Raw genomic sequence first — 1,179 nt, 5'->3', positions numbered from 1 at the left:
TCTTTCTTGCTTTTCGTACCAAGCTTGTGTTCGTTCGTGGAGAGCTTTGTTGTAAACTAATCTTACACAGCCCAAAGTGCGCCGCAATAGCGACTCTTGTTCGGGTGTGGGGTAAAATCGAAACGAATAGGCTTTTTCCATGTCTCACATTTTAGCATATATTTCGTAAATGTGCTAATATTTAACAGTAAAGCCGTCATAGAACGACGGGGTTTCAGACCCAAATTTTCGATGAGCCTTGACCTTATCTAGGGTTAGCTCGTGGTCAGCGTAAGTGTCGCAAATATCACGCCATGCCTCTAAAAGGTCATTCTCACCGAATTTAGATAGCTCTAATGCGATCGAAGCATTCATAGGCAACCGATCGCATCCGGCAGAAATTAACTGACTCATTACCCGGGCGGCCCGTATCCAATTGTTGACAGCACTGGAAGTCTTGCCAATCGCATTCTCACAAAACTGCTTGAAAGAGGCGTAACGTTTGCGCCATGCCTTGCATAGCTTAATTTTCCAAGAAATTAAGCCGATTTCATACCAAGAGGTTAGATTTCTCTTGATTCCCAATACTAGATCGGGTAACTCATCTAGTAGCTCGCCCAGTCCGTAAGCCTCCTCGATGCTGATGGCCATATCGTAGAGCGACCGGCCTAGCTCACTTTCTGGAATGTCAGAACCGAACAAGGGTTCAAAGGGGTTGAGACAGTGACCGGGTTTAACCGGCCAGTCTTCCTGAATTCGATCTTGAATGATGGTGGTGTTCATGTTGGGAAAATAGGGGCAGGATGCCCCTACAGTGAAGGACTGAAACTCAATTGCAAAGCATCCTCTGGGTAGCTAGGAGATTGTTTCTTTATCCATAGGCAGATCACCAGCAATTCTCATTTTGAAAACAAAAGAAGATAAAGTTCTCTATGGGCTAATTCAAGTCTGAATTGCATCACTGTCTGATCTACCTTTATAGAATACCTCATTCGGGGTACGATAGTCAAGACATTTTCGAGGACGATTGTTAATCAAGTTTACGGCTATTTCCACCTGCTCTGGCTTAACAATTTTAAAATTCGTTCCCTTGGGAAAAAATTGTCTTAATAGTCCATTAGTAGGCTCGTTTAATCCCCTCTCCCAAGAATGATAAGGAGTAGCAAAATAAAAATCTGCTCCCAATTTCTGACTCAACTC

Annotated in this window: 3 protein-coding genes; all 3 read right to left on the bottom strand. The window is 43.5% G+C overall.

The window, feature by feature from the left end; translation table 11 throughout:
* Positions 1-141 (bottom strand): helix-turn-helix domain-containing protein (locus O9300_RS13440; RefSeq protein ID WP_287638272.1); only part of this gene is annotated, 141 nt, incomplete at its 3' end.
* A gap of 33 nt (positions 142-174) precedes the next feature.
* Positions 175-762 (bottom strand): hypothetical protein, encoded by a 588-nt coding sequence (locus tag O9300_RS13435; protein ID WP_287972129.1) that lies wholly within the window; start codon positions 760-762, stop codon positions 175-177.
* 159 nt (positions 763-921) lie between these two features.
* On the bottom strand, positions 922-1,179 hold a 258-nt coding region (locus O9300_RS13430; protein WP_287972128.1), incomplete at its 5' end, for an IS30 family transposase.

The sequence above is a fragment of the Microcystis sp. LE19-195.1E genome, from assembly GCF_027532095.1.
Classification (GTDB): domain Bacteria; phylum Cyanobacteriota; class Cyanobacteriia; order Cyanobacteriales; family Microcystaceae; genus Microcystis; species Microcystis aeruginosa.
This window is presented reverse-complemented; position numbering and strand designations above follow the sequence as displayed.